Origin of the sequence: Microvirga tunisiensis (assembly GCF_009296175.1) — a bacterium.
Classification (GTDB): Bacteria; Pseudomonadota; Alphaproteobacteria; order Rhizobiales; family Beijerinckiaceae; genus Microvirga; species Microvirga tunisiensis.
The window spans coordinates 1-10,781 of record NZ_VOSK01000222.1 but is presented as its reverse complement, the minus strand read 5'-3'; the positions used below and the strand labels follow the sequence as shown (position 1 = coordinate 10,781).

Below are 10,781 nucleotides of genomic sequence, written 5' to 3'. Positions count from 1 at the left end.
GCATCAACATAGGCGGCAAACCGCGCCTCGCGCGTCTCTGATGGGATAGGAAGGTTCATCACACGCCTCCGCATGATGGATCTCCCGACTATAGCTCGCCTCGTGAGTTTATGACACAGTAGTACTAAGCGGCCGTTCAGAGGTGAGAACCCGTCAACGGTGAAAGAGCTGACGAGGTCACTGTGTGCAGACGGTAGTGGGCCTTAACCGTGTGTCACTTCGCTAATCAGTTGTGATAGCCTGTCCGACCAGACTGCGAGGTGGGTCATATCCGGCCTCACTGCCCATCTGCCCCTCGCATTGATCGGCGCCACTCTTCCAGGAATCTCGCACGGCGGGCGCGGTCCTGCACAACGAGGAGTTCAGGTCCGATCGTGACCGGATTGAAGGTCCCTCCCATGGACAGGGTCATCGGTCCATCGACCTCCGGCGGAAGAGGCGTCTCAGCGCCAAAGAAGAATGATGCCTCCCTTCCGACACGCTGACCACGCTCCGACAGCAGGTAGTCCACAAACCGCTGGGCCGCGGCCGGTCGATGACGGCCCACGGGAATGAGGACGGCGCGGATCAGGACGAGGTTGTAGTCTCGTGGAATGACGATGCCGATCGGGGCCCCCGCCTTGAGAGCCCCATAGGCGTATGATCCGAGGAGATTATACCCGAGCGCAATGCGCCCCGCGGCCAAATCCGCCAGCACGTCCGATGTGCAGCAATGCGTGACAGCATGGGCCCGGCCGAACGCCTCGAGCAATCTCCCGTAGGTTGAGGAGGTCCGGGCATCATACGAGGCGAACAAGTAGCCGATGCCGGACTGGGTAATGTCGTAGGAGCCGATCTTGCCGTCGTAGCGCTCCGGTTTGGCACGCAGCAGATCCAGGAGCTCGCCTCGCGTCCTTGGGATGTCTTCCGGCGGTACGAGCGCCTTGTTGTAGACAATAACGGCAGGTTCGATGGTGAAGCCGAAGACCTCATCCCGCCACTTCGCCCAAGAAGGCAGTTGCGCCGTCTGCGGCGAACGGAACGTCAGGGCGCATCCGCGATTCACCAGAGCCACGAGTTGATCGACTGATGATGATAGGATGACGTCCATCGGGCTCTCACCGGCTGCACAGGCTTTCTGTGCCGCTGCGAAGAGATCATTGGTCACATACTCGTTATATTCGATGCTGACTGTCGGCATCAGCACCTGAAAGTCCTGAATGAGCGGCTTCATGGCCGCGAGATCCGTCGCCGCGTGGATCGTGATCACGCTGTGCTCCCCGCCAGGGGCCGGAAAACGCGTGACCTCGGCCGCAAAGCCAGCTTGCAAGCCGACGAGAAGGTCGAAGCAGCCCAGGACGGCTCCGAGCAGGCGGAGAAGCATGGTCATGGCTCCTGCAAAATGGAAGAAGCGGTCTGATCGCCCGCACCGAGGCGGCGGAATGTCAGAACAACTGCAAATCCCTCGCCGGAGTGCTCGCGGAAGCGAAGCTCGCCGTCGTGCGCCCGGACCACGTCAACAGCAATCGAAAGGCCGAGCCCCGATCCTGTCCCTGCCGGATCTCCCGACTGGAACGGCTCCCGAACGCGGCTCCAATCCGCAACCGGAATGCCGGGTCCATCGTCGACAACCTCAACTGAGGCGCGCTCGGCGTCTGCACTGACCCGGACCATCAGCCGACTTCTGGCGCCATGCTTGAGAGCGTTGTGAATGATGTTTGCCAGGGCTTCGCGCAGGCTGACTCCGTCGCCTTCAATCAGAACCTGCTCCACCTTTGCTTCAAAGCTGATCTCGACCGGTCGGTCCAGGGACAGCGGCACGGCGTCGGAGAGGGTTCGGCGGGCCAGGCCGACCAAATCGATTGGCTCAAACTGGTCGCTCTCCGCCCGATGGATGACCATGGCATGGCTGAGCAACTGGTTCGTCAACCGGGCCAGTTCCGTAGCCCGTTCCTGCACACGCGCAAGCTGCCGCTCCTGCCGCTTCGGGTTCGTCTCTGTGGAGAGAAGGTCAACCTGTGCAATCAGGGCCGTCAGAGGAGTTCTGATCTGGTGGGCGGCATCGCCGATGAAGCGGTTCATCAGGCCGACGCGGCGGGAGAGGCGCTCCATGAAGTGGTTGATCGACGTGACCAGGACAAAGACTTCTCGCGGGACCTCGACATCGAGAGGGGTCAGGTCTTTCGGCTCCCGGGAACGCAAAGCCCTGTCGATAACCCTCAACGGGGCCAGAGCCTGCCGCACCGCGATCATCATGGCGATCAGGGCCAAGCCACTCATCGCAAGCACCAGCAGGGATGCCTTCGCTGTCAGATCTTCAGCCAGGGCTGAGCGGGCCTGCCGCGTCTGGGCCACGGTGACGATGGCCCAGCCTTGGCCGGCCGGCTCCGGAACAAGGCGCCTCACCGTGGCCATTCGCACGGGAACCTGATGGTATCTTCCGTCCTCGACCACCGGGCCCTTGGAGAGGCTCGACGCCGCCGTCGAGCGCAGATCGTCATCCCCTGTCAGGATCGTACCGGTCGGATCTCGGACCTGATAGAAAATTCTGTCATTCCGCGCCAAGGCGAGCGTTTCGAAGGCTGCGACCGGAGGCTCGACACCGATCCGCCCGTCCTGGACAGAGATTGCGTCTGCGATCTGGAGCGCTGCACCGAGGAGAAGCCGGTCGTAGGCATCATCAGCCGCGACCCTTGCATAGTACCAAGCTGCGGTCGTGAGGATAATCGCCCCCAGCAGCAGGACCGCCGCAATAATCAGCGCCAAGCGACGAAAGAGGGACTGGCCGCGCGCGATCATGGGCAGACGATCTGATACCCGAGGCCTCTCAGGGTCCGGATCTCGACACGGGAGTTTGAAAGCCTTTTCCGGAGGCGGGCGATCGATTGCTCAACGGCGTTCTCGCTGGGCTCGTCCTCGAACCCGAAGAGCTGATCGATCAACTCATCCTTGCTGACGATCCGTCCTGGCCGCGATGCCAGGATTTCGAGAAGGGACAATTCACGCCGAGTGAGTTCGATGGCAACGCCGTTGATTTCAACCGACCGCGCCGCCGTGTCGACAACCAGATCGCCGCAGATAATCTGATTTGTGGCGTTTCCCGTGTTCCGTCGCGACAGGGCCCGCACACGGGCTTCGAGCTCACGAAAGTCAAACGGTTTGACGAGGTAATCGTCGGCGCCGAGATCAAGGGCGCCCACCCGGTCGTCGACTTCGGATCGGGCTGTCAGCACCAGGACCGGGACGGCGGATTTTCGTCGCCGCAGGTGCTTGAGGATCGAAAAGCCGTCAAGCTTCGGCAGCATGACGTCCAGGATCACAAGATCGTAGGTCTGGATCTCAAGGACCTCATCGGCCACGCCGCCATCCTTCTCCCAGTCCACAGCGTGTCCCAGGCGCTCAAGTCGGGCAACGATCGCCTCGCCGACGTCGATCGTGTCCTCGACCAGAAGGATACGCATGATCACCTCCTGCCCCGTTCAAGGCCCACACTCCAGAAGAATCTGTCAGGTTCATGTCAGGTTGAAGCCTTAAGACCTCCCTTAGCACCCCACGTAGCGGATGCACCAGCCTCTTAGGGGAGGAGACATGAACATGCATTCGAGGCCCGAATTGCCTCAGCCGTTGCTCGCGGTTGACGGCGTTACCCTTCAGTACAAGACGACCGATCATCTTGTCACCGCGACCTATCGCGTTGATTTCGAGGTCCTGCCGTCCGACCGATACATTCTTCTTGGCCCTTCCGGTTGTGGGAAATCCACGCTCCTGAAGGCGATCGGGGGCTATATGGCTCCGGTCGAAGGAGAAATCCGCCTCAAGGGCAAGAAGGTTACGGAACCAGGCCCCGACCGCATGATGGTGTTCCAGGAGTTCGATCAGCTCCTGCCCTGGAAAACGGTGAAGCAGAACGTGGCCTTCGCCCTCACTGCCAGCGGAAGGGCCAACGGGGCAGAGGCGACCGACCGCGCGCACCACTACATCGAGAAGGTTGGTCTGGCGAAGTTCGCGGACTCCTTCCCCCACATGCTTTCGGGCGGCATGAAGCAGCGCGTGTCGATCGCCCGCGGCATGGCCATGGAGCCTGACATCCTGCTCATGGACGAGCCGTTCGCGGCATTGGACGCCCTGACCCGGCGCAAGATGCAGGACGAGTTGCTCCAGCTCTGGGATGATACCCGCTTCACGGTCATCTTCGTCACCCATTCCATTGAGGAGGCCATTCGCGTTGGCACCCGCATCCTCCTTCTGTCTCCCCATCCCGGGCAGGTGAAGGCCGAGCTGAACAGCATCGCACCTGATGAGATCGGCACGCCCAGTCAGGCCAAGCTCGAAGCCCGGATCAACGACATGCTGTTTGCAAAGTGAGGAGACGACCTATGGCCCATACCCAGCTTTCACTTCGTCCCGAGATCATCCGGGAGCCCAGCCAGTCCCATGTCACTGACGTCGAAAGACCCTTGAGCCTGTGGGAAAAGCTCTACCGCAATGGTTTTGCGCGCAAGGCCGTGATCCTCGTGGCCCTAGCCCTGATTTGGGAACTGTATGGCCGCTGGCTCGACAATCCTCTGCTGTTCCCGCCCTTCTCGGCGACGCTGGACGCGTTTGTCACGGATATTGCCAATGGGGTGATTCCGGCGCGAGCATTCGTCTCTCTCCAGACGCTCCTGATCGGCTACGCAATCGGCATTGCGCTCGCAGCCGTGCTGACGACGATTGCCATTGGATCGAAGGTGGGAACCGACCTCCTCGAGACGCTGACCTCGATGTTCAACCCGCTGCCGGCCATTGCCCTGCTGCCGCTCGCATTGATCTGGTTTGGCCTCGGCCGCGGCAGCATCGTGTTCGTCCTGGTCCACTCCGTCCTTTGGGCGATTGCACTCAACACCCATGCGGGGTTCCGCTCCGTGTCCAACACCCTGCGCATGGTCGGGATGAACTATGGCCTGCGCAATCTGCGGCTGGTGCGCCTGATCCTGATCCCGGCCGCCTTTCCGGCCATCCTGACGGGCCTGAAGATCGGTTGGGCGTTCGCGTGGCGCACCCTGATCGCGGCGGAACTCGTGTTCGGGGTCTCCTCCGGCTCCGGCGGCCTCGGCTGGTACATCTTCGAGAACCGGAATGCTCTGGAGACTCCCAGCGTGTTCGCCGGCCTGTTCACGGTCATCATCATCGGCCTCTTCGTCGAGAACGTGATTTTCGCCAACATCGAGAAGAGGACAATCCGCCGCTGGGGCATGCAGCACTAGGCACGCTCCCGGCATTCCCAGCCGTCCATAGTCAACACAGGAAGGAACGCACCATGCAGTTCAGACGATTAAAAGATCTCGTTGCGGCCACAGCCATTGCCTGCGCACTCGTCGCTGGCACGGCCGCACAGGCCGAGGTGAGCGAGGTCCGCCTCTCGAAAGGATTCGGGATCCTCTACCTGCCCCTCTTCGTCATGCAAGACCAAAAGCTGCTCGAAAAGCAGGCCGCGAAGGCGGGACTGGGGGACATCAAGACCACATGGCTGTCTCTGGATGGCGGCAACGTCATCAACGATGCGATGATCGCGGGCCAGCTCGACATTGCCGGTACGGGTGCCCCAGGCTTCATCACTCTCTGGGCGAAGGGGCGCGGAAGCCCGAAGACCGAGGTGATCGGCGTCTCCGGAATGAGCTCGACCTCGCTGTGGCTGAACTCCAATAATCCGGAGATCAAGTCACTCAAGGATTTCACGTCGAACGACAAGATCGCGCTGCCCGGCATCAAGACCTCGTTGTCTGCCGTGGTCTTGCAGATGGCCGTCGCCAAGGAGTTTGGTCGGGAGAACTACACCAAACTCGATCCTCTGACAGTCAGTCTGCCCCATCCTGAAGCCATGGGTGCCCTGACGTCCGGCAAGACCGAGGTGACGGCCCACTTCACGTCCCCGCCGTTCTCCTATCTTGAGCTTCAGGACAAGAAGATCCATCGCGTGCTCAACTCGGTGGATGTGCTCGGCAACATCACTCTGGATGTGGTCTTCGCACCGAAGCGGTTCGTGGAAGCCAACCCGAAGATGACGGAGGCCTTCCTGGCGGCCCTTGACGAGGCCAATGAGTACATCGCCCAGAACAAGAAAGGCGCGGCGGAGATCTATACGCGGCTTTCGCCTGTGAAGGTTTCGCAGGAGGAGGTTCTCCAAATCCTTGAGGACCCGGATTCCCGCTTCTCGTCTACGCCCAACGGCATCATGGACTTTGCCGAGTTCATGCACCTGGCAGGTTCGATCAAGGTGAAGCCGGCGAGTTGGAAGGACCTGTTCATCGCACCGTTGCAGGCCCGCGCTGGAAGCTGATCCGGGGAGAGGATAGCGTCAGACGCGACACGAGAACTTAGAAGCGGCACCACTCGCGGAGCGTGGTGCCGCTTCCTGCATGTACAGCGGACGGGATTCGTCAGTTGAGTGCGCACGAAGCGCGAATAGAGGCGGCCCAAAAATGCAGAAGAGTCATCTCACCACCGCTAATCCGGAAGCAACAAGTGCATAGGACCGCTTATGGCACGAGGCCGACCTTGGACGCATTTCCGCATTAGAGCTGTAAAGCGACCTTCATATGAACTCCCTCAAGGGCTCTGCTTGACCCGTTGCGGACTTCCCGGCTCTTCTTTCCTGGAATGCCTTTTCATGGCAGTGGCAGGGACTGATTGAATCAATGATGCCCGTGTCCACCGCTCCCGTTTCACCAACGAGAAAGATTGTCATGCAAGCCTTGGATCCGCTCGACCACATTGCCATCAACGATGTCCTCTGCCGCTTCTTCCTCGCCTTCGACGAACGCGATTGGTCGGGGATGGACACGTGCCTCGCACACGAGGTGTTCATTGACTACTCCTCGTCAGGCCGCGAGCAGGCAAGCACGATGAGCGGCGCCGAGTTTGTGCAACGCCGGCGGGATGCGGTTGACACCCTCGCCAAGAATCACAGCTTCTCCAACCTGCTGCTGTCGAACGAACTGGAGGGCGTGCGGGGACGCTGCAACTACCTGATCCTGAGGTTCGACCGCGACTTCAAGGGGGAGGGTGAGGACTTCTACCATTCATGCGGCGCCTACGAGTTTCGGTTCGGCAAGGCCGAAGGCCTGTGGAAGATTACCAGCATCACACAAAGGGCGCTGCGGAGCTGGGGCAACCGGAATCTGCATGGCGGCACGCGCAAGGCCGACGGCCAACACACGAAGGCCTGACCACCCGCCCGCAAAGTTTTCCGACATGTTCCAGGGGATGGCCGCTCACCGGGTCGCCATGTCGACAAGCGAGCGGCTCCAGTCGGCAATGAACCGCCTCCGCCTCTCGTCGTCCTGAACCGCGAGCAGGGCAGGTCCAATCGCGATCGGACGGGCAATGCCTGTGCGTACGATGGAGGCTGCGCCCTCGATGCCGGCAGGAGCCTCCGCCGCAAATCCGAAGAAGAAAGCCTCGCGCTGTGCCAGCGTCTGGCCCCGGCCTGACAGAAGGTAATTTACGAAACGGGTTCCTGCGGCGGCATTGCCTGCGGTAGCGGGGATCATGGCTCCCCGGCTGAGCACAAGGGTGTAATCCGCAGGCATGACCAGCCCGAGCCTGGCTCCGGCACGGACACGGGCATAGGACGCCAGCATGTTGTAGCCGATGAGGATGCGGCCTGCCTCGATTTCATCGAGGATTTCGCCTGTGCAGCAGCGTACGACCGTGTGGGCGCGCCCGAGGCTTTCGAGGAGGCGGCCATAGGTGGTGGTCGTCTGCTGCGAGTCGTTGAAGGCCAACAGATAGCCGATGCCTGACTGACGGATGTCATAGGTGCCGACGCGTCCCTGGTAAGTGTCAGGCTTCAACCGCAGGAGGTCGGCGATCTCAAGAGGTGTTTTGGGGACATCCTCGACGGGGACCCTGTCCCGATTGTAGACGAACACCACGGGCTCGAAGGTAAATCCGAACACCTCGTCCCGCCAGTTGGCCCAGCGTGGAACCGTCTGGGTTTCCGGCGAACGGACACTGCCTGCGCAGCCGTCATTGGCGAGTTTCACCAGTTGGTCGACGCCCGAGGACAGCAGCACGTCGCCCAAGGCCTGACCGTCCTGACAGGCCTTCAACGCCGCGGCAAAGAGATCGTTCGTGACGTATTCCACGAACTCAACCCGGGTGTTGGGATTCAGGAGCTGGAAGTCGCGGATCAGCGGCTCCATGGCTGGACGGTCGGTCGCGGCGTGGATCGACAAGACCTCCTGCTCGCCCTGCAAGGCCGGGAATGTCGGGGTCGGAATACCTTGGGCAAGGCCGGCCAGAGGTTGGACCGACGTCCAGAACAGACAAAGGATCAATAATATGGGTCGACGCGGCCGTCTGTTCTGGCGACTCATGACTTGGGTCCAATCCTGCTCGGCAGGCTCATGATGACGGTAAAGCCGTTCCCGTCGGCATGGCGGAAGGTCAGGCGTCCGCCATGTGCGGCCAGCACATCCGCGGCAATCGACAACCCGAGCCCGGATCCGCCCGGCGAAGGTGCGCCGAACCTCTCCGTCACCTGCGGCCACAGCTCAGGCAGGATGCCAGGGCCATCGTCCTCCACCTCGATGTCCACTGTCTGGGATTTCCGGCGCACGCGAAGCGTGAGCTGCGTCGGAGCACCATGGCGGATCGCGTTGTCCACCACGTTCTTCACCGCTTCCTTGAGACTGATGGCATCTCCTTCAATCGTCACCGGAACCGGAGGCAGCTCCAGGGAGGTCAGGACGTCGCGGTCCAGTGTTTCCGGCATCGCCTCGCGGATGGCACGCCGGACGACCTCGACCACATCAACGGTCTCCAACGGAACGGCTCCCGCACGATGGTTGACCATGGCATGGCTGAGCAACTGGCCGGCAAGCCGGGACAGTTGGTCGACACGCTCCTGCACGCGTGTGAGGTGTTGCAGTCCCTGGGGCTCCATCGGCTGACGCGACAGAAGCTGAAGCTGCGCCTTCAGGGCCGTCAGGGGCGTGCGGATCTGGTGGGCGGCATCGGCGATGAACTGCTGCATCAGATCCATTCGGTTCTTCAGCCGCGTGATGAACTCGTTCGTGGCGGACACGAACGGGCGCAGCTCACGCGGCGTGCTGACGGTGATCAGCGTCACGTCATGGGCGTCCCGGTCCCGAAGAGCCGCTCCGAGGCGTCCAATCGGTCTGAGAGCATACCGGATCGCAAAGACGGCACCGCCGAGGGCCAAACCGCTCATGACGATGATGAGTGCTACCGCACGCAAGGTCAGCTCACGAGCCAAAGCCGTTCGTGCCTCTGTGGTCTGGGCCACGACCACATCAACCCGTCCTTGGACGGAAGGGTCGGAGAAGAAGCGGCTGACCTTCGTTACGCGGACATCGGCCCCCTTGAACCATCCGTCCCGGGCTTCCGGATTGGCCATCGCGGGGGCATCGCTCTCTGGCGTTGCAAGATCGGGGTAGCCGGTCAGCGTGCGCCCGCCAGGATCGACGATCTTGTAGAAGATCCGGTCACGCTCAGAATTTGCCAGCAGGTCGAAGGCCGATACTGGCAGTTCAACGGTCAGCGTTCCTCCCTGCACGGTGAGCGCTTCCGCCATCTGGTATGCCGCACCAACCAACAGACGGTCGTAGGCGTCATTTGCAGCCGCACGGGCGTAATACCAAGCTGCCGTGGTCAAGGCAGCGGCTCCCGCCATCAGCACCAGCGAGATGAGGACGATCAGGCGGGTGAACAGGGATGGTTCACGACGGGCCATGAGGAACCATCTGATAGCCAAAGCCCCGGACCGTCACGATCTCTGCGTGTGCACCATGGAGCTTCTTGCGCAGGCGGCCGATGTAAAGCTCGACTGCATTGAACGAAGGGGCCTCCTCGTCGAAGCCGAAGACCTGGTCCAGCAAATCCTCCTTGCTGAACACTCGGCCAGGACGGGAGGCCAGGATCTCGAGCAGGGTCACCTCGCGCCGGGTCAGGTGCACCTCGCGCTGTCCGACCCGAACGGCACGGGCAGACCTGTCGATGCAGATGTCACCGCACTCGAGCAGGTTCGTAGCCTCGCCGTGGCGTCGCCGCATCAGGGCTCGGGCCCGGGCTTCCAGTTCCCGAAAGTCGAAGGGCTTTACGAGGTAGTCGTCGGCTCCAATGTCGAGGGCGCTCACCCTGTCCTCGACCTCGGACCGGGCGGTGAGCATCAGGACCGGGGTTGTGCTGCCGATGGCTCGAAGGCGTTGCAGGATCGAAAATCCGCTCCGGCCAGGCAGCATCACGTCCAGGATGATCAGATCGTACATTGTTTCGTCGAGCGTCGCTGCCGCTGCTTCCCCGTCGGTTTCCCAATCCACGACGTGACCGATCCGGGCGAAGTGCTCAACAATCGCCTCCCCAACGTCGCGGGTATCTTCGACCAGAAAGATGCGCATGCCTTCCGTCACCTTGGATGACAGGTGAATGACAGGTTCCGATCCTACGGTACCCAATAAGCTCGGGCCACACCGAACGTAAGACCAATAATGTAACGGGATGAAACGATGAGGATGCGCCTCCTCCTGGCACTTGCATGCGACTCGACCGATGCTCGGACGGGCGTCATGGCACCTGCAGCTGTCAAGCGACACCGAGATTTACGAGATAAGGCGACATCCAGTTTTACGACGGCTCAAGCGTGAGCCCGCTGGAGAGCCTCCTCCAGATCCCGCAGGCGATAGCTGCGCCCCTTGATGTTGAGAACATGCGCTCGGTGCAGCAGGCGGTCGAGGATGGCCGTGGCCAGCACCTCGTCGCCGGCCAGCAGCTCGGTCCACTCCCGGATGCTCTTGTTC

General features: G+C 61.5%; 10 protein-coding genes and 1 pseudogene. 4 read left to right on the top strand and 7 right to left on the bottom strand.

Going from position 1 to position 10,781, the window contains the following annotated elements; genetic code table 11:
* Nucleotides 1-277: 277 nt before the first annotated feature.
* The 3 genes from FS320_RS30800 to FS320_RS30790 are packed head-to-tail and all read right to left on the bottom strand — an operon-like array spanning nt 278 to nt 3,440.
* Nucleotides 278-1,369, bottom strand: a complete 1,092-nt coding sequence (locus tag FS320_RS30800) for an ABC transporter substrate-binding protein (protein WP_244627503.1) — start codon at nt 1,367-1,369, stop codon at nt 278-280.
* The gene (locus FS320_RS30795; RefSeq protein WP_152716157.1) at nt 1,366-2,778 is read right to left on the bottom strand and encodes a sensor histidine kinase; all 1,413 of its coding nucleotides are present in this window, start codon (nt 2,776-2,778) and stop codon (nt 1,366-1,368) included. Before FS320_RS30795 ends, FS320_RS30800 begins: the two co-directional genes overlap by 4 nt.
* On the bottom strand, nt 2,775-3,440 hold the full coding sequence (locus FS320_RS30790; protein WP_152716155.1) for a response regulator transcription factor: 666 nt from the start codon (nt 3,438-3,440) through the stop codon (nt 2,775-2,777). The genes FS320_RS30795 and FS320_RS30790 overlap by 4 nt, the downstream gene beginning before the upstream one ends.
* 133 nt (nt 3,441-3,573) lie before the next feature.
* On the opposite strand from FS320_RS30790, the gene FS320_RS30785 reads away from it, so the two are divergent.
* The 4 genes from FS320_RS30785 to FS320_RS30770 all read left to right on the top strand — a co-directional run bounded on the left by FS320_RS30785 (nt 3,574) and on the right by FS320_RS30770 (nt 7,187).
* Nucleotides 3,574-4,344: an ABC transporter ATP-binding protein gene (locus tag FS320_RS30785; protein ID WP_152716159.1), complete on the top strand. Its 771-nt coding sequence runs from the start codon at nt 3,574-3,576 to the stop codon at nt 4,342-4,344.
* An 11-nt stretch (nt 4,345-4,355) separates the two neighbouring features.
* Nucleotides 4,356-5,225: an ABC transporter permease gene (locus FS320_RS30780; RefSeq protein WP_152716153.1), complete on the top strand. Its 870-nt coding sequence runs from the start codon at nt 4,356-4,358 to the stop codon at nt 5,223-5,225.
* A gap of 53 nt (nt 5,226-5,278) precedes the next feature.
* Nucleotides 5,279-6,298: an ABC transporter substrate-binding protein gene (locus tag FS320_RS30775; protein WP_152716151.1), complete on the top strand. Its 1,020-nt coding sequence runs from the start codon at nt 5,279-5,281 to the stop codon at nt 6,296-6,298.
* Nucleotides 6,299-6,704: 406 nt separating this feature from the next.
* Nucleotides 6,705-7,187, top strand: a complete 483-nt coding sequence (locus FS320_RS30770; RefSeq protein WP_152716149.1) for a nuclear transport factor 2 family protein — start codon at nt 6,705-6,707, stop codon at nt 7,185-7,187.
* A 45-nt stretch (nt 7,188-7,232) separates the two neighbouring features.
* On the opposite strand, the gene FS320_RS30765 is transcribed toward FS320_RS30770, so the two are convergent.
* From FS320_RS30765 to FS320_RS30750, 4 genes and pseudogenes are all read right to left on the bottom strand, one after another.
* Complete coding sequence (locus FS320_RS30765) at nt 7,233-8,339, bottom strand: ABC transporter substrate-binding protein (RefSeq protein ID WP_152716147.1); 1,107 nt, start codon at nt 8,337-8,339, stop codon at nt 7,233-7,235.
* Nucleotides 8,336-9,718, bottom strand: coding sequence for a sensor histidine kinase (locus tag FS320_RS30760; RefSeq protein ID WP_152716145.1), 1,383 nt, complete (start codon nt 9,716-9,718; stop codon nt 8,336-8,338). Before FS320_RS30760 ends, FS320_RS30765 begins: the two co-directional genes overlap by 4 nt.
* Nucleotides 9,705-10,382: a response regulator transcription factor gene (locus tag FS320_RS30755; protein WP_152716143.1), complete on the bottom strand. Its 678-nt coding sequence runs from the start codon at nt 10,380-10,382 to the stop codon at nt 9,705-9,707. The genes FS320_RS30760 and FS320_RS30755 overlap by 14 nt, the downstream gene beginning before the upstream one ends.
* Before the next feature lie 257 nt (nt 10,383-10,639).
* Nucleotides 10,640-10,781: pseudogene (locus FS320_RS30750) on the bottom strand (ATP-binding protein); the annotation flags it as partial.